Here is a 23,995-nt window from a genome sequence, read left to right as displayed (position 1 = left end):
TAGTTCTTTTTTATTAGGTAATTTGAAAATATATTAAAATATATTGTCTAATTTCTTACAGAATGCGCAACTTGCTAGTCGAATATAAGGACTTTTGGTTATAATAAAAAGGAATTATTAATTGTATCGGTTAGGAGCGCAGCACATATGAAAACAGTTGTTGTTATCGGTGGAGGTATAACGGGACTTTCTACTATGTTTTATTTAGAAAAATTAAAAAAGGATTATAATATCGATTTAAATTTAATTCTTATTGAGAAAGAAGAGCATTTAGGTGGTAAAATCCATAGTGTGGAAGAAAAGGATTTCATTATGGAGTCAGGGGCGGATTCAATCGTTGCTCGTAATGAACACGTTATGCCACTTGTAAAAGATTTAAATTTAGAAAATGAAATGGTATATAATGAAACGGGTATTTCTTACATATATTCTGAAAACATGTTACATCCAATTCCTTCTGATACTATATTTGGGATACCGATGAGTGCCCGGTCGTTGTTTAGCAGTACGCTAGTCTCAACGAAGGGGAAAATCGTAGCTTTAAAAGATTTCATAACGAAAAATAAAGAGTTTACGAAAGATACATCACTTGCTCTATTTTTAGAAAGCTTTTTAGGGAAAGAGTTAGTGGAAAGACAAATTGCTCCTGTGCTTTCAGGCGTATATTCTGGTAAATTGAATGAGCTTACAATGGCATCTACATTACCGTATTTACTGGATTATAAAAATAAGTATGGAAGTATTATTAAAGGTTTTGAAGAGAATAAAAAACAATTTCAATCAGCAGGAAATAAAAAATTCGTATCATTTAAAGGTGGACTATCTACGATAATTAATCGCTTAGAAGAAGTGCTGACTGAAACTGTCGTAAAAAAAGGTGCTATAACGACGGCTGTAAGTAAACAAGAAGATCGATATGAGATTTCTTTTGCAAATCATGAAACAATACAAGCAGATTATGTTGTTTTAGCAGCTCCACATGATATAGCGCAAACTTTATTACAGTCTAATGAGTTAAATGAGCAGTTTAATACATTTAAAAACTCATCTCTTATTAGTATTTATTTAGGATTTGACATACTAGATGAACAACTACCAGCTGACGGTACGGGGTTTATTGTAACGGAAAACAGTGATTTACATTGTGATGCTTGTACATGGACAAGTCGAAAGTGGAAACATACATCGGGTAAACAAAAATTATTAGTTAGAATGTTTTATAAGAGTACCAATCCGGTATATGAAACAATCAAGGATTACAGTGAAGAAGAATTAGTACGAGTAGCTTTATATGATATTGAAAAGAGTCTCGGAATTAAAGGTGAACCAGAAGTAGTTGAAGTTACAAATTGGAAAGATTTAATGCCGAAATATCATTTAGAACATAATCAAGCGGTTCAAGCATTGCAAGAAAAAATGACAAATCTTTATCCAAATGTATATTTAGCTGGTGCCTCATATTACGGTGTTGGAATTGGTGCGTGTATTGGAAATGGAAAGAATATTGCCAATGAAATAATGGCTACATTAAATAAATAATACTGTAGAATAAATAAAAACTGTTCCTTCAGCAAAATGAAGGAACAGTTTTTATTTATTTTATTTGAATGGAAATTTTATTGTTTTTTACATTGTTTTCTTTTATTGTTAATGTTATTTCTCCAGATTCTTTAAATGAATACGGTGATAGTTGATAAATATCTTTTATATCATGTTTTTCTTGTAATTTACTTATCGGTATTAATACGATATTTGGCTTCCATGTTTCTTGTTTTCCTGAAGGATATTCTATAAGTATTACCGGATTTTTTAACTGCATTTTTTTCCAAGAGACGAAATATAGTTGAACTTCTGTATCTTTTTTTAATAATTCTTCGGAGAAATAACCGAATTCGCCTACATTACCGAAAACAGTGTAGTTTTGATTTTTTAATTTAATATCTAAATAACTAGGTTGATATGTTACTGCATGATAAGTTCCATATGAAAGTGAGAGTATGGCAGCGATTAAAATACCGATTGAAAATGTCTTAAAGCTATTGCCTTTAAAGTTAGTCATCATGAAAGAGTTTGGTGTGAATTTTTTTGCGAATAAAAAAATAAGTAATATGAGTAAGAGGGATAAGCCGATGAATATATACATAGGAAATTTACACCTCCACAATAAAATAATATATTAACTATATTTTACCATAAATGTATGGGGTAGGGTGGTTGTTTGGAAGGAGAAAATGAAGAAACAATTTTTTTTACAGTTCTTGATAATTTGAAATTCGATTTATGGAAATTATAGCGTAATGTTTGAGTAGTAATCAGAAGGTATCCAATTCGTGTATATAGAATAAAGAGGGAATGCGTCATTAGAAATGTTTGATTTATGGAACAATAAGGACTTTAGTAATTATAAATATTTTTTCTGATATAATGAATGAGTAGAGAGAAAGGAGTGATCCTATGGCATTTCCTATATTAGAAACAGAACGCTTACGTTTAGTTGAAATAGAACAATCTTATTGTCAAAAAATATATGAAATCTTTTCATTGGATGAAGTAACGTGTTATTACGGTATGAATTCTTTTACGGAGTTTGGACAAGCTTCACGTATGATCGAATCTTTTTCGAAAAATTACTTTGAGAAAAAGGCAATACGATGGGGAATTGTGTTAAAAGAAACGAACGTTTTAATAGGAACAATTGGACTAAACAATTTACAATTATGGAGTAAACGATCTGAGATTGGATATGACCTGCATCCTCGTTATTGGGGAAATGGTTATGCGTCAGAAGCGGCTCGAGAAATTATTGATTATGGGTTTAAAGATTTGGGTTTGTTTAGAATTGGAGCTATTACATATCCTGAAAATGTTACTTCTTGTAGAATGTTATCTAAAATCGGCTTTCAAAAGGAAGGTCTATTGCGCGGATATATTCATCAAGGAAATAAGCAACACGATGCATTATTGTATTCTATAGTGCGAACTGATATTGAGGACATAAATTTATAATAAAAAAAACCTCTTAATTAAAAGAGGTTTTTTTTATTATAAATTAACCTAATTTAGGTAATAAACGTTCTCCGCTTTTCATGCTACTTTTACATAAAGGGCATTTAGGCTCTTCTTCAAATGAAAAGTTCTTTCTCATCCATCCTAAACAATCCTCTGATTCACATTCCCAAACAGGGGTTTGTTCTGGTGGTACTTCTGCTACATCGTTCTTTCGATTGCGATACATGTAACCACTCCTTTTATGTAAAAAATTTTAGTTATATATTAAAAAGGTTGTTAACCTTGCTGGTAACAACCTTTTTATTGTTTGAATTATAGCTTTACAACGTTTTTAGCTTGAGGTCCGCGGTTACCTTCTTCAACTTCGAAGCTAACTTCTTGACCTTCGTCAAGAGACTTGAAGCCGTCGCCAGTGATAGCTGAGAAGTGAACGAATACGTCGTTACCGTCTGCAACTTCGATGAAACCGAAACCTTTTTCGCTGTTAAACCATTTTACTTTACCTGTTAATGTCATGGTAATGCCTCCTAAAAGTAGAAAAATTACAATATGATCGGCCTTATTTGAATGAAAATAAAAGTTCACATATTATCAAAAACCCATAAGGAGTACAAAATGTCCCTGATTGATACTTGATAATATGCAAAGAAAATATACTGTTAAATTGACCTTAATTACTATCTTACAACAAATGGTGGGAAATAGCAAGTGCTGGTAATACCACTGACTAATCTGGGTGATAATAGTAAAGGCACAAAGGCATCTCTTTTATTTATATATTATTCCTAATTTGAATTTATTCCAAACAAAAATCATTTATATGAAAAAATAAGTTTAAATAAAAGGCTAAATATTATTTTAATATTGCTGATGAGTACCATAATTAGGAGGATAGAATATTGCAAAATAAACAATTTAAAATAATTGAAGCAGCAAAAGAAGGAAGAAGAAAAGTTCATCCTGTTTTTGCTGTCATACTCGCGATTATATTTTTAACTTTAGGTGAATTATTTATGTTGTTTATGCTGATTTTACCGAAAGCAGAAACAACTTTTATGAAGGCGATTTATAGCGACATTGAGATGATATTAACGTTTGGCGGCGCAATATTTTTTGTGTTTTTATGGATTAGATTTGTAGAGAAAAGATCATTTTCATCCATTGGTTTTTGGAGAAATCAATGGATAAGAAAATATTTGAGAGGTACATTAATAGGATTTGTTTTCATTTCAATACCAGTAATTTTACTCCTATTAGCAGGAGTTGTAACATTACAAATACAAAAAATTACAGTAACCGCTATATTGGGTATTGTAGGTTCTTTAGTTGCATTTTTAATACAAGGGGCAACGGAAGAAATTATTGTACGAGGTTGGTTATTCCCGGTTCTTTCTGTTAGAAGTCGTATATGGGTTGGGATTGTTGTGACATCTTTCTTATTTGGTTTTCTTCATTTACTTAATCCAGGTATTACAATTCTTTCAATATCGAATATAATATTAGTTGGTGTATTTGCAGCTTTTTACGTTTTAAAAGACAGTAGTCTGTGGGGGATTTGCGCATGGCATTCCATTTGGAATTGGGCACAATATAACGTCTACGGTTTTGCAGTTAGCGGGATGACCATATATTCAACTCCGCTATTTAAACCTGCAACAAATGGCCCCGAATTCCTTCATGGAGGCACGTTCGGAATTGAAGGTAGTATCATTACAACAATCATGCTCGCTATTGCTTCAATTGTTTTATGGAGAAAGTTATGGGGAAGAAAAGTGAAACAACGAAATTTTAGTTAATGAAAGAGGGAGAAACTATGGGGATAATAGCATTTGAGGGAGCAAGCGCTGTTGGTAAAAGTACCACGTGCCGTGAATTAGAAAAGAATTATGGTGCTTATATAATACCTGAAGTGAATTCTTTATTTGAAAGGCCAAAAAATGAACATAGAACATGGTATTTTGAAAAACAAGTTGAGCGTTGGAATATAGCTGTTCAGAAGTCGGAGCAATATGAATTCGTAATACTTGATGGGGATATATATCAACCACTTAGTTATAATTGGTGTTTTCATTTTGATATATTTAATCAGCCATTATCTTTAATAGAAAATTTTTATAAAGAAAAGATGGTAAATAGGGAAATTGGTTTTCCGGATCAATATTTTTATTTATATACGAACGATGAAGAACTTAGAAAGCGGAAAGTATATGATGAAACGAAAAGAAGGAGAAACTTTGAAAAACATTTACATATATCAAAATCGTTTCAGCGTTATTATGAAAATTTAAATACTGTTACAGATGGGTATTGTAAATTAATTGAGGCGAAAAGTGTAAAATCGAATGAAATAGAAATTGTAAATAATTTAAACAGTTTAAATGTTTGTGAAGAAAGACGTTTTGATGTTTCGAGGTTAGATGCTATTACGAAGTGGTTAAAAGAAAATCGTGCATAAAGTAAAAACAACGAGTGTTGTAGAACGCGCTCGTTGTTTTTTTGCTTCTTTATAAATATAAAGGAAAAATTTGTAGAATACTTTCAATATTTAACAGAATAATCTTTCAATTTTAAAGAAAAAGAAATACAATATGAGAAAGTATATATAAATAATATGATAGGGGATGGGATGCGATATTTTAAATGAAGTAACAGTTTTTATATAAAAAATAATTAGGTAGTCAGAACAGAGATATTTGGGAGGAAACAAGCGCGATGAAAACACTATTTAAAATAATCGGTATTCTAGCTGGTATGGCGGTAATCGGAGTAGGTTTAACATATGGTATGCTGCATTATTTAAATAATAGTAAAACAGCTGCGAAAAAGGCATCACCAGCTGCTCCAGCAGTAGAAGTACTAGCTGATAGTAACGTAAAAGCAGAAAATGCAAAGCTTTTAGAAAATGGCAATTATTCATTGCCGAATAGTGGTTTTAATAAAAATTTTAAATGGACAGATGAGAACATACAGACAGCATTACATGAAATGGCACATCAAAAAGCGAAAGCTGATCAAAAATGGGGCTATATTTTTATTACACAAGAGCGGATTGAAAGCTTAATTGATATTGTAAAGAGTAATGATCTTGTACAGGGAAGTACATATGTAGAAATTTTAGAACGATGGAAACAAGGAAAATATGAAAAAGTTGATGCAGATCACAATAAGATTTGGAAATTACAAAGTGGGAATTTAGGAGAAGGAAAAGGAGTAATGTCGGAAGCTGAGCAAAAAGAATTAATTAATCAAGTGTTTATGAACAAAGGTACATATTCAGGGAGTAAATTAATTGCAGGTGGCGGACAGACTAATAAATAATATACTAATTAATGTAAGAGAGTAATTGCTTATTAGGCAATTACTCTTTTTATATGTACTTCTTAATATCTTAATCTCGTTCAAGTAAGGAAAGAAACGACTGTAACACCGGGGAAATCCATCTGGATTTATGATAGATTACATGACTTTGAATAACGGATGGAGTTTCGATAGGCTGAAAACATAGTTGTTCTTTTTGACAACTTTCCTGTACAACGATATAAGGAAGAATTGAAATGCCTAACTCACACATGACGGATTGTTTAATGACTTCAACATTGGAAGTTTCAAATGTTTTAGCTGGAATATTTCCGCTTTGACGTAAAAAACGATCTACCATTGTCCTATAGCCGCAACTTTGTTCTGTAAAAATGAACTGAGTTTCCTGTAATAACTGGAATGGATTTGTATGTGCAGCGGAATAAGCTGGTAAAATCCATCCAAATGTTTCATTACTAAAAGTACGCGTAATAAAATCATTATGTTCTATACTTTCTCCAATTATGAAGACAACGTCTGTTTCTCCTTCACGTAATTTTTGTAATGCTTGTTCATTTGTGTTTGTTTCAAGTACGATATTTACTTTCGGATTTTTCTGTTTGTAAGTACGTAATAATTGTGGTAATCGGTATACCGCTAATGATTCATTAGATGTAATACTTAATGTACCTTCTAAATAATCTGTATTTTGGGGGATTTCTTGCGCTTTTTCATATATTGAAAGTAATTCTAATGCATAAGGATGAAATTGATGACCTGCTTTTGTAAGTAGCACTTTTTTCCCTAACCGATCGAAAAGAGGAATATGTAAATCGTTCTCTAAAGCTTTCATATGTGCTGTAACAGTAGATTGCGCATAACCTAGCGCGTGCGCAGCTTTAGAAAAATTACCATACTTCACAATGGCGCAAAATGTTTTAACATGTCTCATTTCCATAAGCGATCCCTCTTTTATTATCATGATTTGTGAATGATTATATCATGTATTTTAATTTTCCAAATGATTAAATTCTGTATAAAATGAAATTGTAGAAATATTCATTCAGGTGATATTGGAGGAGAAAAGATGATCAAAAAGGGCTATCATGTAGCTGTTGTTGGGGCTACAGGTGCGGTAGGGCAAAAAATTATTGAACTGTTAGAGAATGAAATGAAGTTTAATATAGTTGAAGTTACATTGCTTTCGTCAAAACGATCCGCTGGTAAGAAAGTAAGATTCAAAGGACGAGAGATAATTATACAAGAGGCAAAAACAACTAGCTTTGAAGGTGTAGATATTGCCTTTTTTAGCGCTGGGGGAGAAGTATCTAGACAATTTGTAACTCATGCAGTTTCTAGTGGTGCGATTGTAATTGATAACACAAGTGAGTACCGAATGGCACAAGGTGTACCGCTCGTTGTTCCGGAAGTGAATGCGCACACTTTAAAACAGCATAAAGGTATCATTGCAGTTCCAAATTGTTCAGCATTACAGATGGTAACAGCACTTCAGCCGATTCGAAAATCATTTGGTTTAGAAAGAATTATCGTTTCAACATATCAAGCTGTATCGGGTTCTGGCATTCATGCGATTCATGAATTACGAGAGCAGGCTAAGTCTATACTTGCAGGTGAAGAAGTGAAGAGTGATATATTACCGGTGAAAAAAGATAAAAAACATTATCCAATAGCATTTAATGTACTGCCTCAAGTAGATGTATTTACAGACAATGATTTTACTTTTGAAGAAGTCAAAATGATTCAAGAAACGAAGAAAATATTAGAAGATGAAAACCTGAAAATGGCAGCTACTTGTGTACGTGTTCCAGTTGTATCGGGGCATTCAGAATCGGTTTATATAGAACTGGAAAAAGAAGCAAGCGTTGCGGAAATCAAGGAAATACTAATGGATGCACCAGGTGTTATTTTGCAGGATAACCCTAGTGAACAGCTGTATCCAATGCCATTATATGCAGAAGGGAAAATAGATACATTTGTCGGAAGAATACGTAAAGATCCTGATACGCCAAACGGATTCCACCTCTGGATTGTTTCCGATAACCTATTAAAAGGTGCGGCTTGGAATTCAGTTCAAATCGCAGAGACTTTAGTGGAAAAGGGGATACTTTAATATAGTTAAAAAAACTGGGGAATCGTTAATGATTCCCCAGTTTGTATTTCATAATTGTTTTCTTTATTTCGGCCAACTTTAATTAAAATTAGTCGTTATTGAATTTTTATAAATATCTACTTTATGTGCAGTGAAGCGTAAGGTTTTGGATTCTGCATGAATTGTAAGATTAATAATAATCGATAACGGCATTTCGACCGTTTTCACAATATCTTCTATAGCAATATACTCATTTTTTGCTTCCTTATAATAAACAACAGAACGAATTACGGCCTCGTCACCTTCAATATCAATTTCACACATCATAGGGAATTTTTCACCATTATGTAAGAATAATTCGCCTAGTACGATTGAACCGTTTAATTCTTCTGTAAAATTAGTAGTTGCCGCTGGTTTTACCCATGTTTCGTCATGTTCTTCGTTTTCCTCTTCATCTATTGCCCATTCCAAAATGGGGTTTTGTTTTAGGTCCTCAATAGTTAATTTATCAATTGGTTTGCAACTACTCATACATAAATTCTCCTTTTATTTTGATAAATAAGTTTTTTGATTTCATGAATTAGATGATTGCTTATAAGTGGGTTTAACAAAGTATTTTGCTCATTTGATATCCAAACTACTTTATTTTGAAATAAAGCTATTACAGCAATATTAACAAAACTTTAATTGTCTAGTAAATAATTATTAGTGGAGATATTAAAATGGGATGGTGTTAAAGAAAGATAGTAAAAAACATCAAGGATGAATGAAATCCATTTGGTACGATATGGATATATCCAATGTGAGGGGGAGTTTGATGTATCAAGTAAAGGGGTATTTTTCATCATTAAAAGGAAGTTATTATGAGATTGGAAAGCAACAAGGGGAATTCGTGAAACAAAATCCGTATCTTATCCCGCAATTTATACACGAAGAAAATGTAATATCTAATAACCATTGGACAGAATCGAGAAATATACTAAACAAACATTGTCCAGGCATAAATGAAGAAATTGAGGGGTTTTGTGAAGTGTTAAAAATTCCTTCAAAAAATATGATGTATTACTATCAAACACTATTGAAAGCAGGTTGTAGTCATTGTGCAGTATTACCTAAAAAGACCGATTTAGAGCACACATATGTATTAAGGAATTATGATTTGTCACCAGTAATAGATGATATGCGTTTTTGTTCAACTCATGTTGAAGGTGCGTATGCACATAGTGGCTTTTCTACTCAATATTTTGGCCGAACGGAAGGGATAAACGAGCATGGATTAGCTGTTACATTTTCAGCATGTGGTCAACCAGTAGGAAATATTGCAGGTTTAAGAAAGCCAATGGTGAGTGGTTTACAATGTTTTGCGGTAATTCGATTGTTGTTGGAGAAATGTAAAAATGTGCAGGAAGCTAAGTTACTAATAGAAGAAATCCCAATTGCTAGTAATATTAATTTAATAATAGCTGATCCTTTAAATACAGCATATATTGAAATATTTGACGGTCATAAATCCACAATAACGATTGATGGTGAAAAACAAGCTTTTATTGTATCAACAAACCATGCAGTTAGTTCATCAATTCAGAAATTAAATAATAGGAAATTAGAACAATCAACAAAGAGATATCACCTTTTACATGAGCATTTAAATAGATGTGAACAAGTAAGCATAGAGTCTTTAAAAAAGTTAGTAGAAGAAGAATATCCTGCTGGACTTACTGTGCATAACTATGAAGAATGGTTTGGAACTTTACATTCTGTATTATTCGATTTACATGATCGTACAATGAAGATTTGTTTCGGATCACCACTTTTAAACGACTGGTATTCATTGAAAGTTGGAGGAAATATGCCGTTTTCTGAGGTGAACGTGAACTTTAAAAATAAAACTTATACTGACTTTTGGAAGGAAGATAAGAATGAATTGATACCTAAAAGATAAATGGGATAAGATGGTGATGTAAAGAGTGCATTTATACTGGAGGGATTATCAATACTAAAAGTTATGTTACCATTTGTTCTTATCTTTTTTCTTGTCATTGCGATGTATATTGCTTATCAAAAGAGAAAAAAGTCTGGGATAAAAGGATTGAACAGTGCGGTAACTTCTATTTGCTTCTTTTCACTTGCAATCTTAAATATGTTTGCATATTGGTTTCATTTTGGCGGTGCTTTTACATGGTTATTTTCAATTGTATTATGGCTAGTTGGTGCATATTTTACTAAATATATTCCAATATCTAAAAAGGTACATTAAAGTTTATAAGAGTTAAATATAATGTTTACTTTATTTTGAAAAGAGATTATTCTACTAGATCGTTGTGAAACGGTTTCATAGGATAATCTCTTTTGTTTAGTTTTGGAAAGAACGTACTGTGATTTTTAGTTGCTCAATAAATTCTCGAGTTGCAGCACACATATATTTATCTTTTCTATAAATTAGCCCTATTTCAATTATTGGAGTAGGGTTTTCTATTTTAATAGCTTGAATGTTTTTATTTTGTAAAAAGTCTATATATGGTTTGGATAACACTGTAATTCCCATTCCTTTGGAAACCATTTGGATTAAAGATTCCATCGTACTAATTTCTAAAATTGGCCTTGGTTTAAAGTTTAACTTTTGACAATGAGATGTAATTAGTTCGGTTAAAAAGAAATTTTTAGGCAAAAGAATTAAAGGGTAGTTCTGTAATTCAGCAATAGATACATGATTACGTTCAGCTAATCGATGACCAGTGGGCACGACCAATGTAAGATCGCTTTTGTATAGAGGGATGGAGATAATCTCTTTATCTTGCACCGGGAGAAATGTAATTCCAATATCTAGTTCGTTTCGTAATAATTTTTCACGAATATCTCCTGTACGAAGCCCTAATACAGAAAGCTCTATATTAGGATATAAATTATTAAAATTTAAAATAGCTGTTGGTAGTAAATAATTTACGACGGTTAACAAAGCCCCTATTGTTAAGGAACCTTGCTGTAATCCGTTTAGGTCTTGAATAGCTGAACGAGCTTGTTCGACTTCATGAAAAATGGTTTTACTATGTGATAATAAAATCTTCCCTGCTTCAGTTAATGATATTTTTTTACCAATTCGATCGAAAAGTGGCATTCCTACTTCATGCTCTAATGTACGTATTTGTTGACTTAGAGAAGGCTGTGAAATATTTAATTTCTCAGCTGCTTTTGTGAAATGTAATTCTTTTGAAACAGCTAAAAAGTATTCAAGTTGTCGTAATTCGATTGGAATCACCTCAAGTATAATAATAGGTTATACCTATCATTATTATATAAATAATTGAATTGAACAATGATTTTAGAGGTTTTATAATCATTTTTATATAACAGAGAGGGTTGTAAAAATTAATTGAGAGAAAATACATGTAACACCTTTAAAGGAGGAAATAGAATGGCTAATGAATATCAATTATTATCTTTAAATATAGGATTACCAAAAGAGGTTACATACGGTGGAAAGGTAGTTCATACAGGCATAAATAAGAAACAAGTAAAGGAACCGGTATATTTATCCTTTGTAAAATTTAATGGGGATGGACAAGCTGACTTAGTTCATCATGGAGGAGTAGATAAAGCAGTTTGTGTTTATACTGGTGATCACTATCCATACTGGGAAAAAGAATTGAATCAAGATCTTGTATATGGGGCTTTCGGAGAAAATATAACAGTTAGTGGTATGAGCGAAGAGGATGTTTGTATTGGTGATACATTTGAGCTAGGACAGGCAATCGTACAGGTAACACAACCAAGGCAACCTTGTTTTAAATTAGCAAAAAAATATAATATTCCAAAGTTACCACTATATTTTCAAGAAACAGGATATACAGGATTTTATTTTCGTGTATTAAAAGAAGGATGGGTATCATCAGTCGACACCTTAAAAAGACTACAGTCTGATCCAAAAGGTGTTTCAGTAGCATTCGCTAACCGTATTATGCATAAGGAAAAACAAAATATTGAAGGGGTAAAAAGGATATTAGAAGTAAATGCACTTTCAAATAGTTGGAGAAAGTCTTTTGAAAAGCGTATAAGTGGAGAAGAAATTAATACGAAGGAAAGACTTGAAGGGATAAAAGAATAAAAATATTTTATTATAAATAGTGTATTTCTATTAGTAAAAGCTAATTAGAAAGCGCTATTTTTATAAAATAAACTAATTAATATCCGAAAATCTTAATATTTTTTTATTCGACTTATTTTCAAATAGTCGAAACATAAAATTAATTAGACTTTTTTTTTATGTTTTATGATAGTATATTGATTGGTAAGACCTCTATTTTTAAGAGTAGGTCATATAAGTATATCTAATTTAATGGAATTTAACATTTGGAGGTACAACATGGGGAATGTTGAAAAATTGGTAAGTCTTCTAATAGAAGAACCGAAAAGAGAGCAGTTATTTCCTTTATTTGAAGAAGTGTTTGGAATTACAACTCAAACATTGAATGATTTTTCGGATAAAGGGTATTGGGATGATACATATAAAGCTTTATCATTTTTACAAGAAGATAAAGTGATTGCAAATGTTGCTGCATTTTCACTCCCATTATTAATTAATGGTGAAAAAATAAATGCGGCGGGTATTCAATCAGTCATGACACACCCTAATTTTCGTAGACAAGGGCTAATGACACAATTAATGGATAAAATGATAGAAGAAATCGATAAGAAATGTGAATGTGCATTATTGTTTACGGAAAAACCTGAACTATATACAGCATTTGGGTTTAAAGTTGTGCAGGAATATTTGATGACTATACCATATGATAAAAATATTAATAATAACGATTCACTACTTAAAAAGTTAAATTTCTATAATATAGAGAATAGACAGTTAATACATGAAATTATTGATAGTAGCCAAAGACTTTCAAATAGTTTTTCAACTTTAAACTTCCATCCTTCATTTTATTTGAATATGTATGATTCGGAATGGAATGAGAAATTGTATTATTCAGAGAAACTAGATGCTCTAATCGTTTATGAAGTAGACAATGAAAAGTTGAAATTATTTGGAGTATTTGCGCCAGTACTTCCGGTTTTAGATGAATTATGTGGAGAAATCAATGAAAGGTTTACTGAAATCGAATTTTATTTTTCTCCAGATCAATTAGGGGTTGAGGATGTACAGTTTACAGAAGTACAGTCTAGCAAGTATTTAATGGTTCGAAGTGATAAAGAGTTAGATTTTAAAGGTTATAAATTCCCAGTATTAGCGGAGTTTTAAATGTTTATATAAATGCTTTATTATGGAGGAGCTATGAATATATCGTATATACCAGAACATATTGAGCAACTCACTATAATGAATGTACCTGAATACTATAAAATTAATGATAATCATGCGTTTATTGTCCGTTCGAAAGCAGAAACTGATTTTTGGCTTAAAACACATTATGGTTTTGAAGTAATGAATGGTCATGTATTTTATAATGAGATGATGACAGACTTTCAAGCGGAAGTTCAGTTACGTATGAATCCAAATTCAAAATTCGATCAAGCAGGTCTTTTTGTTATGATTTCGGAGAACTGTTGGCTAAAAACATCTTTAGAATATATCCCTGAAGGGCCATCTCACTTAGGTGCTGTCGTAACGAATAATGGATATTCTGACTGGTCAACGCAAGATTATCCAACTGAAGCAGCTAAGCAACAACTTCGTTTTCGAATTATTCGAAAAAGCGGTGATTATACAATATATGTGAAAAAGAGCCATCAATGGGAACAAATAAGAATCGCTCATTTAATGGAGGATATAGGGAAGGAGCCTGTTAAAATAGGTTTTTACACGTGTAGTCCTTCTAAAAATAAGGGATTTGAGACTGAGTTTTTACATTTTACAATTGAAGAAATATAGATGAAAAACCGTATTCTTTTCATTAAGAATGCGGTTTTTGTATTTACATAATATAAAGCACATTTATTGACCAGAAAGTCATTAATACTTATCATTTAATAATGTTAAATATTAATTTACATAATATAATAGAAGTAATGAAGAAATTACAAAATATATCGCTTAAATAAGGAGGGATATGAATTATTCAGTGGTAATTTCATGGGAAAAGGAGATTATGTATGAAATCATTTCGTAAGTTATTACAGTATTTAAAACCATACATGTTCTTCGCTATTATTGGGCCGCTATTTATGGTACTTGAGGTTGCGATGGACTTAATTCAACCGACTATTATGCAACATATCATTGATGTTGGGATTGCAAATCGGGATTTAAATTATGTAATAAAAATGGGGCTTCTTATGATAGGAGCAGCAGCACTCGGTTTAGTTGGAGGGCTTGGGTGTATGATGTATTCTACAAAAGCAGCTGTTAATTTCGCTACAGACATACGAAAAGATGTGTTTGCGAAAATAGAAACATTTTCTAGTAATAATCGTGATTCATTTGGAACAGGTAAATTATTAACGATCGTGACGAATGATATCACTTCCATTCAATCGGCAATGACGATGACATTACGTGTTCTCGTTCGTGGTCCGCTGTTATTTATCGGAAGTATAATTATTGTTTTTGTAACAGCGCGAGAGTTATTTCCAATATTACTTGTAGTTGTTCCGATTTTATTACTTGCGATTATTTTAATTGCAAGTAAAGCAAGTGGTACATTTAAAAAGGTGCAAGAGGCATTGGACAAAGTGAATACAAAGTTACAAGAAAATTTATCTGGTGTGCGTGTTATAAAAGCGTATGTAAGACAAAAATACGAAATCGCTCAATTTGGAAGTGTAAATACAAATTTAACGAAGATAAATATTCGAGCTGTGCAACTTATTTCTTTAATGATGCCAATCATTATGCTAGTTGTAAGTGGCGGGATTGTCGCAACATTATGGATTGGTGGAGAAAAAGTATTCGATGGAACGCTTCAAGTAGGAGCGATTTTGGCATTTATTAATTACTTGAATATCATTTTAATGTCACTTATGTCGATTAGCATGGTATTTATTCAAATTGCGCGAGCTTTTCCATCTGCGGATCGTGTACAGCAAGTGTTAAATACCGAGGTTGATATTATAAGCGAAGCGAATGCAATCGAACCTGAGAAAATCGAGGGGAATATCGAATTTAAAAATGTTAGTTATAGCTATACGAAAAATAATGAATACGTTTTAAAAGATATTTCGTTTAGCATACAAAAAGGTGAAAAAGTAGGGATTATTGGATCAACTGGAAGTGGTAAATCTACCTTAGCGAAACTGTTACCACGTCTATATGATGTGGATCAAGGTGAAATATGTATAGATGGAATAGATGTTAAAACATATGATTTGCAAAAACTCCGTGCTTCAATAGGGTTTGTACCTCAGAAGGCTTTGTTGTTCTCAGGTAGTATAGAAGAGAATTTACGTTATGGTAAAGAAAATGCAACACATGATGAGCTGGAAGTAGCAGCTGCATCAGCTTGTGCGACTGAGTTTATTAATAAGCTGGAAGAATCTTATCAATATAATTTAACACAAGGTGCGACAAATCTATCAGGTGGACAAAAACAACGTGTATCAATTGCGAGGGCACTTGTGAGAAAACCACCGATTCTCATATTAGATGATTCTACATCAGCAGTTGATGCAAAATCAGAGGCTACTATTCAAACAGCTTTAAAAACAAAATATAAAGGCACAACGACTTTATTAATTGCGTCTAAAATTTCTTCCATAATGGATGCGGATAAAATACTTGTATTAGATAATGGTGAATTAGTTGGCAATGGTACACATGAACAATTGTTAGAACAAAGTGAGGTTTATCAGGAAATTTATCTTTCCCAAGGTGGTAATTTGCATAAAGAAGGTGGGGAAGAACATGCGTAATTTTCAAGGGCAATTTGCTAATAAAGGTGGACGAAACACACCAAAGATGGGAAAAGCTAAAAATGCCCAAGGAACTGTAATGCGGATATGGAACTATATGGGCTATCAAAAAGCTGCTCTAATGTTTGTTATATTTCTAGTCGTTGTTACTACTTTACTTGGATTATTAGGTCCCTATTTTATGGGAGTCATTATAGATCAATATATTGTACCGAAAGATTTAAGTGGTACAGCAAGAATGTGTATGTTACTTATCGCGATTTACGGTGTAACTGTACTTTTAACATGGTTACAAACATTTGTCATGATTAACGTTGCATTAAAAACAATTCAAAAAATACGACAAGATATTTTTGAGAAAATCCAAACGCTTTCTTTACGGTTCTTTGATGTGCGTTCTCAAGGTGATTTAATGAGCCGTGTGACAAATGATATAGATAATTTGAATCAAGCTTTGACACAAAGTGTTGTACAAATTATTTCATCAGCGTTAACTTTTATAGGTGTAACGATTGCGATGTTCGCCTTAAATTGGATTTTAGCAATTGTAACTTTAATTACAGTACCTATTATGTTTTACGTTACAAAAAAACTAGTTGCATATAGTGGTAAAAACTTTGCGAAGCGTCAAAAAGATTTAGGTGAATTAAATGGATTTATTGAGGAAGCAATTACAGGTGCGGATGTTACGACGTTGTATGGAAAAGAAAAAGAAACTGTACAAAATTTCAATAAAATTAATGAACAGCTAAGAGTTTCAGCTACGAAGGCTGATACATTTTCAGCTTTTATTTTTCCGAGTATGAACTTTATTAATAACTTAGGTATGGGGCTTGTCATTGGGACCGGATCAGTTATGGTCTTAAACGGAATGACAACAGTAGGAGTTATTGCGGCTTTTATTAATTATTCTCGTCAATTCTCAAGGCCGCTAAGTCAATTTGCGACTTTAATGAATACAATTCAAGCGGCAGTTGCTGGTGGAGAACGTGTTTTTGAAATTATGGATGAGGTACCAGAAATTCAAAATAAAAAAGACGCATTCGTTGTACAAAATTTACAAGGGCATGTTGCACTTGAGAATGTTTCATTTGGCTACGCAGAAAATAAAACGATTTTAAAAGAAGTGAGTCTTAAAGCGCAGCCAGGAGAGACAATTGCTTTAGTTGGTCCGACTGGATCAGGGAAAACAACAATCATTAATTTGTTAACTCGCTTTTACGATATACAGCAAGGACAAATTCATATTGATGGAAAAGATATAAAAGATTATGATATTAATTCTTTACGAAGTAAAATAGGAGTAGTTTTACAGGATACGTATTTATTTGCTGGTTCGATTATGGATAATATCCGTTATGGACGCTTAGATGCTACTGATGAAGAAGTTATCACTGCAGCTAAGGCAGCATCTGCACATTCTTTTATTAAGCATTTGCCAAATCAATATGAAACAGAAATTACTTCAGAAGGATCGAATTTAAGTCAAGGGCAAAAACAACTTCTTGCGATTGCACGAGCAATTTTAGCAGATGCAGATATATTAATTCTCGATGAAGCGACATCTAATATTGATACAAGAACAGAATTACAAATACAAGCAGGACTAAATAATTTAATGAGAGGTCGCACAAGTTTTGTGATCGCCCATCGACTTAAAACAATTGAAAAAGCAGATCAAATCCTTGTTATAAAGGATGGAAGAATTTTAGAAAGAGGGAATCATGAATCTCTTATGAAAGATAAAGGATTCTATTTTGATTTGTATACGAGTCAGTTTAAAATATAGTAAAAGCATTGATATGTTGCGGTTTCTCTTGAGAGGAGAAACCGCATTTTTTATATTTGTAAATATTACTATTCAAATGGTCTTTCACTACATATTTTAACAGCATCCACCTGCATTCCAGGCAAAACATGTGAATAGCGATTTAATGTTATGAACATATCTTTATAACTGAAGTGTTCACTTACAGTCTTTGGATGTATACCTTGTTTCAAAAGTAGCGTAGCATGTGTATAATAACGTAAATCATAAAATCGAACTTTAAAAATCGGAGTTTAAATAAAAAGAGCGCTGTTAAAAGCGCTCTGAGACAAACCATACATTTAGAGAGGAATCAAGATAATATATGGATATTGTGTGAGAATGTTGTAGGTTTTAATTAAAAATAAAGCACACATATAAGTGTGCTTTTATGAACGCTTTAGATTTGTATGACTATATAGTCATACAATAAAATATGCTTGTTTAATATAAATGTGTGTCAAATCTATAAAAAGATATTGTGTATAAGGAACAATAAATGTTAATTAGCTAAGTCTTTTGTTTTTATCCTGCTATTTGCCGGGCAGTAAGACCCCCACCTTAAAATTCAGCGGAAGCAAAGAAGTTAGGTGGGGGCCGGACTGCCCGTAAAAGCCCGATTGGTGAGGGCTGATTAAAGTTTCACTTTATTAACGAATTTGCGAAACTGTTAACGCTGCAGAACGAATATCTACTGTACCTATTACTTCAACGGGGACAATTTGAATTAAATCACCAGGGTTTAAGTTAATTAGAATGACACCACTTGATACATCAACTTCACCAGTTCCGATAATATTAGAACGGACTGCGGTTCCGGATCCTGCAATAACATTAGTCGATGAATTTAATGTCAAGAAAAAGCGTGCTGCTTCTGGGGCTACTGGAACGTTATCAAGACTAATCGTTAATGTATAGCTAATTTGATAAATACCAGCTACTTGAATTTTAATACCAGTTCCAGTACTAATTGTATCATTGATTACAGGGACAGTAATGTTAGGATTTGGGCCTGTACTAGGTAATAGTAGTGGTGTAAATAATGTTGCAAATTGAGGTGAAGTAGCATTGAAGGCAAAACCTAGGGCAGGTAGTGTACTAGGTGCTTGTGCTTCACAATTAAAATTAGTGAATTTACGAATGGATGAGCGCATATTTTCACTCCTTTCTTGTATTTAGATTTCGTGAGTATTAACTTCACGTTTTGGACAAGCATAATACAATATATGAAAATTTATAGTAGATAGTGCACAAGCGTTACTATTACGGATAAAGCTATGAAATAATAAATACTATATGGAAAAAGCAGTTAGCTAATTTAACTAACTGCTTAGTCGGTTCTCCAAGAGCAAATAGGCGAAAAATTATTGCGCTATATAAAAGATCGCTATAGATAAGTGCTCTTTTTGAGAGTGAGTATAAAATTCTATCATTCTATCTAGTATGTGCACTGTATTATGTAGTTGCTACTAAAATTGATGTGAATTTTTAAAATTAGAGGTTTCTTTCAATGAAACCTCTAAAAAGACAACTAAATTTACGTTATAGTAAATTCAATTGCGATAGGAGTGCCTCCATCTAGGACTGCTCCTCCTACAATAGTAGCAGCTGTAGTAGTCACACCAGTAATAGTATCACCTGTTTGAATAACACCATTAATATAAAGTGTTAAAAAGGCATAAGAAGCAGGGAATGTTGTTACAGCACCAGTGTCATCAGTGAAGTCTGTGTTAGCAAAAGTTAAATCTGCACCAGCAGCAGTTCCTGTTGCGGCTGTACTTACAAATCGTCTTCCGGCTATAAAAGGTTTAACGATAGGCATTTATATTCACCCCTTTTTGAGAATTAACTTAGACAAGTTTTTTGAAAGTTTTGTCCTGTATCGTATATTATGCTGTGCTTCTACTAAGAGATACGGCTTGTATACTAGTAAATAAGTATAATTATTATGCGTTTTATAAGTTAGGTTCTTATAAGTAATTAAGTGGTTAAGGTTGGATTTTGTATATGGTATGTTTATGTTAAAAAAGAGAGCTCTTTTAGAAAGAGCTCTTAATCAAATTATTATCTTAGTGTTGGAGGGAAACTGGCGGCCTCAGTGACAGATGGTAGAAATAATTTACGTGGTATTGTAATAAATTCAAGCGCAATTTGCTTTGGATAAAAAAGTATTTGAGTTAAATCTAGAGCATGTATTAATAGTATCATGAAGCTTGTAAGAATGATAAAACTACCCCAAAAGAAACTTTTTGAAGTGTTGCGGAAATCTTTTATTAAAGAAAAGAATGAAAAAAATGCGGTAACAATGAGAATAAAAAATTTATACTTATCAGCCATTGTGATCCTCCTAAAGAACAGTAATTTATATTATACCGTATTTTTCAATATTATTATAAAAAGATTTTAAAGTGAATAATGAGAAAAAAATAAAGCCATAACTTCAAACATTAGTTTAGGTTCTATTGTTTGAATTTTTTGTTTTAGAAGGTATATAATCTGAAATTGAAAATTTTCCAAATGAATTACGATTTTTTATTTCTGATCCAACATCAAGTGCTTAATGAAATGGTATGAAAGATTATAGGCTAGTGATACGAGATTAAATAAGAGGAATTTGCGTGCTGCAAGCGTCCTAGCTCAGATTTCTACTAGAGAAAAGTATTTAGTTGGAGTTGGTATGTTAATAAAAAACGGATAGATGTCGAAACTAAATATTCATGACATTAAGGACAAAGATCAGGAAATATAATTTGGTATTCTGGGAATAACCGGAGATCCGTAGTTAAGGTTGCATAGTATTTGTATTTTTTTTCTAATTTTTCAATTGTTGTTAAGTGATGAGAACCTAATCCACGTCGTACACTATGTTGAGAAAGAGTCGGCCCAATTTGTAATTTTCGTTTTTTCATTGGATCGTTCCATGGACTGTAAAAAAATTTAAAAATAAAAGCAGGTTCCATGTAAATGCTATAAGGATAATGCGAACCATGTCTCCCGACTCTATAGTTCCCGTGCGAATTATTGTGAATTAATCTACCGTTAAGATATAGTTGATTTGGATTAGGTTGAATTATTATGCCGTGATAACGTTGTTTAACAAGCGGAGAACTATATCTTGGATTAGTGTAGCCATAAGTCGGTTCATCAATCATCATAATCATTCTTATTGAAAACATATTGCCGCCCATAGTGCTAAGTGATTTAAAAAATTGTTCTTTATTATAACAGCACAGGAATTCTGTCGTATTCAATACCATTTTCCATCCTGGAATTTCTCTTTCAATTTCCATAACTTCTTGATCAACTAAATAAGCATCAAATTCGAGTGATTTTGAGTTTCGTATTTCCCAATTAGGAGCGAATGTTTTACAGATTTCAACTGAACGATCAGTGGATCCACGATTAATAAGAATGCCATGATCAAATAGCTTTGTATGGTGCATTAACCACCATGGAAGTAAATATTCTTCATTGTAAAAATGAGAAATTAAAGTAGTCTTAATCAAAATCACCTCCGTATTTAACCTGCTTCTTATTTAATATGATATGGAAGGAAACCTATTGTTAGAAGGTTTCCTCTTAAAAGTTTTAAACCACATAGGGTATGTGGATGGATTAGTATATAAAGTAGTCTGATTGATAAAGAGTGGTATTAAAAAGTACAAAATCTAAAATGAGCATCGAATTAGTGTATAACGATTGAAACGGCACTGAAAACTAATAAAACAGCCATAATCATGTTGAATAATTGGTTATGTTTTACTAATAATTTTTGGAATATTGAACCAAATAAACTCCAACTAAATGTACTCAGTAAACCGACTATACCTAGAAATAATGAGAAAAGCAGAAAACTTGAATATGAATTGTAGTAGGGGAGTATAAAAGTAGAGACTACTGTGAGTCCGAATAATATTCCTTTTGGATTAACAAATTGAATGAAAATACCCACTGTAAATAAGTTTTTATTATTTTTTTCATTGTGATCTACACCGCCTTTACTAGTAATTATTTTAAAGGCTAAATATAGCATATACGCGACACCTAAAATTTTTAAAGGAAATTCAATTAAAGGGATAATATTAATTAATACAATATTAAAAAAACTACATAAAGAAGTGAGGATGAAAAAACCAAAAGCTACTCCGAAGCAAAAGTTTATGCTTTTCTTTAATCCATGTTGATTTGCGTATGTCATAGCTAAGAAATTGTTGGGACCAGGTGTGAAGCTACTTATAAATACAAATAACAAAAAAGAAAATATAGGCATTTCAAAACCCCCTATTTTTTGTGTGTTATAATGACCAAAAAGAACAATATAACGTGTGCTTTTTATTATACATAACGGTCGTTATATTGTATACAGTGTAGGAGTGTTTTTTATGGAAGAAATTCAACTTATTCTGGCAAAAAATTTAAAATCAATACGTGAAAAAGAAAAATTAAGTTTAGAAAAGGTCTCTCAATTAACAGGTGTAAGTAAAACAATGATTGGACAGATAGAAAGAGGAGATTCAAGCCCGACACTAACAACAATATGGAAAATTGCTAATGGTTTGAAAGTATCATTTACCTCTTTAATTAATAATCCACAGCCTGATACGAAAGTAGTTTTACGAAATGATGTTCAAGTATTGTCTGAAGACAATGGGAGATATAAGGTGTATCCCTCATTTCCTTTCCAAGATGATAGGAATTTTGAAATCTATATGGTTGAAATTGATACAGAAGGGAAATTAAGTTCAGAAGCGCATAAAGAAGGAACAGAAGAGTTTATAACGGTATTTGAAGGGAAATTGACAATTGACATAAATGATTGTCAATATACGTTAAATAATGGAGACTCAATTCGCTTTAAGGCGGATAGACCGCATACTTATACTAATTCAGGAAAAACATTAACTCGGTTAAGTATGACTATTTATTATCCAGCTTTATAAGCTGGCAATAATATAAAGAGTAAAAATAAATGTGTATTGTTAAAACCATCTATAAGAGATGGTTTTATTTTTTTGAATATAAAAAAAGACACTCAATTGAGTGTCAATATAGTATTGCTCTCGCGTATAGGATTGGAGATGTTCCTCAAATACATATTGAGATGGTCTGTAAAGAAGAAACGATCTTCATCTTTAATGTAACATCGACATGGGGGAAGTGTAAATTGATAATATATATACGGAAAATTTAGTATAGATGTTTTCTACTATGGATATAGTACAATTTATTTTTATTACTTAATCACTATCGTAATATTTATCAATTGAGTATTTAGATTGTTTATTATAAAAAGAATGAATCATTTTTTAATCAATTCGTATAATTGTAAGAGAGGCACCTGTTGATCCACCTCCAACTAAATTCACGACGGATAATATACCAAATAATTGTAGTGAAATTGTATTACCAGCATTTAAATTAGTAATTAAATTATTACTATAATTTGAAGTTGATAAAGCGGGAGAAAAAATAGAGCCAGGAATTGGCGTAGAAGCGTTTAATAGTAGTCTAGTTCCAGCAAGTAGAGCGGTTGTCGTATTAACTTGATAGGTTAAATGATATCTTCCAGTTACAGGAATTGTAAATACGTCATTTGAAGCGTTAACTGTAAAATTACCAAGACTTTGGTTATTTGAAAGTGGAATGTTTGTTCCTCCTAATATGACTGAAACAGGACCACCTGATGTATTATTAGCGAACATAGAGTTTGTTGTAACGATAGACCCAGTACTTCCGGTAGGCCCAGTACTTCCGGTAGGCCCAGTACTTCCGGTAGGCCCAGTACTTCCGGTAGGCCCAGTACCTCCGATAGACCCAGTACTCCCGGTAGACCCAGTACTCCCGGTAGGCCCAGTACTTCCGGTAGGCCCAGTACTTCCGGTAGGCCCAGTACTTCCGGTAGGCCCAGTACTTCCGGT

At 32.3% G+C, this 23,995-nt stretch carries 26 protein-coding genes; 14 read left to right on the top strand and 12 right to left on the bottom strand.

Annotated features, from left to right (window positions below):
• Nucleotides 1-147: 147 nt before the first annotated feature.
• On the top strand, nt 148-1,539 hold the full coding sequence (locus AC1Q8L_RS00785; protein ID WP_000860346.1) for a protoporphyrinogen oxidase: 1,392 nt from the start codon (nt 148-150) through the stop codon (nt 1,537-1,539).
• Nucleotides 1,540-1,594: 55 nt separating this feature from the next.
• Here AC1Q8L_RS00785 and AC1Q8L_RS00780 read toward each other — a convergent pair whose 3' ends face one another.
• Nucleotides 1,595-2,143 carry a hypothetical protein gene (locus AC1Q8L_RS00780; RefSeq protein WP_000275232.1) on the bottom strand — a complete coding sequence of 183 codons (549 nt, stop codon included), beginning with the start codon at nt 2,141-2,143 and terminating at the stop codon, nt 1,595-1,597.
• 311 nt (nt 2,144-2,454) lie between these two features.
• On the opposite strand from AC1Q8L_RS00780, the gene AC1Q8L_RS00775 reads away from it, so the two are divergent.
• Entirely contained in the window at nt 2,455-3,006 is a 552-nt protein-coding gene (locus tag AC1Q8L_RS00775; protein ID WP_000885398.1) for a GNAT family N-acetyltransferase, read from the top strand.
• A gap of 43 nt (nt 3,007-3,049) precedes the next feature.
• Here AC1Q8L_RS00775 and AC1Q8L_RS00770 read toward each other — a convergent pair whose 3' ends face one another.
• Nucleotides 3,050-3,235 carry a cold-shock protein gene (locus AC1Q8L_RS00770; protein ID WP_000286203.1) on the bottom strand — a complete coding sequence of 62 codons (186 nt, stop codon included), beginning with the start codon at nt 3,233-3,235 and terminating at the stop codon, nt 3,050-3,052.
• Between the two features lie 86 nt (nt 3,236-3,321).
• Nucleotides 3,322-3,525, bottom strand: a complete 204-nt coding sequence (gene cspD / locus AC1Q8L_RS00765; protein ID WP_000176366.1) for a cold-shock protein CspD — start codon at nt 3,523-3,525, stop codon at nt 3,322-3,324.
• 383 nt (nt 3,526-3,908) lie between these two features.
• Between cspD and AC1Q8L_RS00760 the strand changes: the two genes are divergently transcribed.
• The 3 genes from AC1Q8L_RS00760 (at nt 3,909) to AC1Q8L_RS00750 (ending at nt 6,327) form a co-directional block, all read left to right on the top strand.
• Entirely contained in the window at nt 3,909-4,805 is an 897-nt protein-coding gene (locus tag AC1Q8L_RS00760) for a CPBP family intramembrane glutamic endopeptidase (RefSeq protein WP_001180191.1), read from the top strand.
• Nucleotides 4,805-5,464, top strand: coding sequence for a nucleoside/nucleotide kinase family protein (locus AC1Q8L_RS00755; protein WP_025117739.1), 660 nt, complete (start codon nt 4,805-4,807; stop codon nt 5,462-5,464). Before AC1Q8L_RS00760 ends, AC1Q8L_RS00755 begins: the two co-directional genes overlap by 1 nt.
• 257 nt (nt 5,465-5,721) lie before the next feature.
• Nucleotides 5,722-6,327, top strand: a complete 606-nt coding sequence (locus tag AC1Q8L_RS00750; RefSeq protein ID WP_000853595.1) for a PRK06770 family protein — start codon at nt 5,722-5,724, stop codon at nt 6,325-6,327.
• A gap of 70 nt (nt 6,328-6,397) precedes the next feature.
• Here the strand turns inward: AC1Q8L_RS00750 and AC1Q8L_RS00745 are convergent, their stop codons facing one another.
• On the bottom strand, nt 6,398-7,264 hold the full coding sequence (locus tag AC1Q8L_RS00745) for a LysR family transcriptional regulator (RefSeq protein ID WP_000425898.1): 867 nt from the start codon (nt 7,262-7,264) through the stop codon (nt 6,398-6,400).
• 129 nt (nt 7,265-7,393) lie between these two features.
• On the opposite strand from AC1Q8L_RS00745, the gene AC1Q8L_RS00740 reads away from it, so the two are divergent.
• Nucleotides 7,394-8,437 (top strand): aspartate-semialdehyde dehydrogenase, encoded by a 1,044-nt coding sequence (locus AC1Q8L_RS00740; RefSeq protein ID WP_000591711.1) that lies wholly within the window; start codon nt 7,394-7,396, stop codon nt 8,435-8,437.
• Nucleotides 8,438-8,515: 78 nt separating this feature from the next.
• On the opposite strand, the gene AC1Q8L_RS00735 is transcribed toward AC1Q8L_RS00740, so the two are convergent.
• Nucleotides 8,516-8,947, bottom strand: coding sequence for a hypothetical protein (locus AC1Q8L_RS00735; RefSeq protein ID WP_000093105.1), 432 nt, complete (start codon nt 8,945-8,947; stop codon nt 8,516-8,518).
• A 286-nt stretch (nt 8,948-9,233) separates the two neighbouring features.
• Between AC1Q8L_RS00735 and AC1Q8L_RS00730 the strand changes: the two genes are divergently transcribed.
• Nucleotides 9,234-10,358: a C45 family autoproteolytic acyltransferase/hydrolase gene (locus AC1Q8L_RS00730; protein ID WP_492339391.1), complete on the top strand. Its 1,125-nt coding sequence runs from the start codon at nt 9,234-9,236 to the stop codon at nt 10,356-10,358.
• Between the two features lie 63 nt (nt 10,359-10,421).
• Nucleotides 10,422-10,673 carry a hypothetical protein gene (locus AC1Q8L_RS00725; protein ID WP_000936607.1) on the top strand — a complete coding sequence of 84 codons (252 nt, stop codon included), beginning with the start codon at nt 10,422-10,424 and terminating at the stop codon, nt 10,671-10,673.
• A 96-nt stretch (nt 10,674-10,769) separates the two neighbouring features.
• Here AC1Q8L_RS00725 and AC1Q8L_RS00720 read toward each other — a convergent pair whose 3' ends face one another.
• Nucleotides 10,770-11,672, bottom strand: a complete 903-nt coding sequence (locus tag AC1Q8L_RS00720; RefSeq protein WP_000612255.1) for a LysR family transcriptional regulator — start codon at nt 11,670-11,672, stop codon at nt 10,770-10,772.
• Between the two features lie 156 nt (nt 11,673-11,828).
• Between AC1Q8L_RS00720 and AC1Q8L_RS00715 the strand changes: the two genes are divergently transcribed.
• The 5 genes from AC1Q8L_RS00715 to AC1Q8L_RS00695 all read left to right on the top strand — a co-directional run bounded on the left by AC1Q8L_RS00715 (nt 11,829) and on the right by AC1Q8L_RS00695 (nt 18,059).
• A complete protein-coding gene (locus AC1Q8L_RS00715; protein ID WP_001263003.1) occupies nt 11,829-12,518 on the top strand; it encodes an MOSC domain-containing protein in 690 nt (229 codons plus the stop codon).
• Between the two features lie 258 nt (nt 12,519-12,776).
• A complete protein-coding gene (locus AC1Q8L_RS00710) occupies nt 12,777-13,664 on the top strand; it encodes a GNAT family N-acetyltransferase (protein WP_000528680.1) in 888 nt (295 codons plus the stop codon).
• Nucleotides 13,665-13,697: 33 nt separating this feature from the next.
• Entirely contained in the window at nt 13,698-14,294 is a 597-nt protein-coding gene (locus AC1Q8L_RS00705; RefSeq protein WP_001027676.1) for a DUF1349 domain-containing protein, read from the top strand.
• Between the two features lie 221 nt (nt 14,295-14,515).
• On the top strand, nt 14,516-16,270 hold the full coding sequence (locus tag AC1Q8L_RS00700; protein WP_000834779.1) for an ABC transporter ATP-binding protein: 1,755 nt from the start codon (nt 14,516-14,518) through the stop codon (nt 16,268-16,270).
• Nucleotides 16,263-18,059 (top strand): ABC transporter ATP-binding protein, encoded by a 1,797-nt coding sequence (locus tag AC1Q8L_RS00695; protein ID WP_001243557.1) that lies wholly within the window; start codon nt 16,263-16,265, stop codon nt 18,057-18,059. Before AC1Q8L_RS00700 ends, AC1Q8L_RS00695 begins: the two co-directional genes overlap by 8 nt.
• A 668-nt stretch (nt 18,060-18,727) precedes the next feature.
• Here AC1Q8L_RS00695 and exsF read toward each other — a convergent pair.
• The 5 genes from exsF to AC1Q8L_RS00670 all read right to left on the bottom strand — a co-directional run bounded on the left by exsF (nt 18,728) and on the right by AC1Q8L_RS00670 (nt 22,347).
• Nucleotides 18,728-19,231, bottom strand: a complete 504-nt coding sequence (gene exsF, locus AC1Q8L_RS00690) for an exosporium protein ExsF (protein WP_001257882.1) — start codon at nt 19,229-19,231, stop codon at nt 18,728-18,730.
• A 383-nt stretch (nt 19,232-19,614) separates the two neighbouring features.
• A complete protein-coding gene (locus AC1Q8L_RS00685) occupies nt 19,615-19,899 on the bottom strand; it encodes a DUF4183 domain-containing protein (RefSeq protein WP_001123247.1) in 285 nt (94 codons plus the stop codon).
• 242 nt (nt 19,900-20,141) lie between these two features.
• Entirely contained in the window at nt 20,142-20,414 is a 273-nt protein-coding gene (locus tag AC1Q8L_RS00680) for a hypothetical protein (RefSeq protein ID WP_000774115.1), read from the bottom strand.
• A gap of 386 nt (nt 20,415-20,800) precedes the next feature.
• A complete protein-coding gene (locus tag AC1Q8L_RS00675) occupies nt 20,801-21,583 on the bottom strand; it encodes a glycosyltransferase family 2 protein (protein WP_000598282.1) in 783 nt (260 codons plus the stop codon).
• Nucleotides 21,584-21,762: 179 nt separating this feature from the next.
• Nucleotides 21,763-22,347 carry a LysE family translocator gene (locus tag AC1Q8L_RS00670; RefSeq protein ID WP_001121267.1) on the bottom strand — a complete coding sequence of 195 codons (585 nt, stop codon included), beginning with the start codon at nt 22,345-22,347 and terminating at the stop codon, nt 21,763-21,765.
• A gap of 55 nt (nt 22,348-22,402) precedes the next feature.
• Here AC1Q8L_RS00670 and AC1Q8L_RS00665 point away from each other — a divergent pair, with 55 nt between their 5' ends.
• Nucleotides 22,403-23,017, top strand: a complete 615-nt coding sequence (locus AC1Q8L_RS00665; RefSeq protein WP_072938397.1) for a helix-turn-helix domain-containing protein — start codon at nt 22,403-22,405, stop codon at nt 23,015-23,017.
• 366 nt (nt 23,018-23,383) lie between these two features.
• Here the strand turns inward: AC1Q8L_RS00665 and AC1Q8L_RS00660 are convergent.
• Nucleotides 23,384-23,995 (bottom strand): BclA C-terminal domain-containing protein (locus AC1Q8L_RS00660; RefSeq protein ID WP_492339390.1); only part of this gene is annotated, 612 nt, incomplete at its 5' end.

This window comes from Bacillus sp. GW823-FHT06A11 (genome assembly GCF_058795355.1).
This window is presented reverse-complemented; position numbering and strand designations above follow the sequence as displayed.